Origin of the sequence: Shewanella sp. AS16 (genome assembly GCF_021412365.1) — a bacterium.
Lineage (GTDB): Bacteria > Pseudomonadota > Gammaproteobacteria > Enterobacterales > Shewanellaceae > Shewanella > Shewanella salipaludis.
The window spans coordinates 1-291 of record NZ_JAKCLK010000259.1 but is presented as its reverse complement, the minus strand read 5'-3'; the positions used below and the strand labels follow the sequence as shown (position 1 = coordinate 291).

Sequence of the window (291 nt, the reverse complement as noted above, 5' to 3'; positions counted from 1 at the left end):
GCTAAAGCATGACTCTCGCCAAAACCGTTTATGTGTTGTACATAACGCGATCATCCCTCTCACAAATTGCCTTTTCTCATGGCATCTCGCCCGGTCCCCCATTACAATCACTTTTTGTTTTTTGCGAGCTGCATTCCAGTCTTCAGAGGGTTTTTCGATGATTAAAAATGACAAGGCATGGGTAGGAGACTTGCTGGGCGGGCCGCTCATGAGCAGGGAAAGCCGCGTCATTGCCGAACTGTTGCTAACCGATCCCGATGAACAGACATGGCAAGAGCAAATTGTTGGCCA

1 pseudogene is annotated in these 291 nt (G+C 48.8%); it reads left to right on the top strand.

The features are described from left to right. Positions 1-121 precede the first annotated feature (121 nt). Positions 122-291 (top strand): annotated as a pseudogene (gene brxA, locus LZP73_RS21595) (BREX-1 system protein BrxA); the annotation flags it as partial.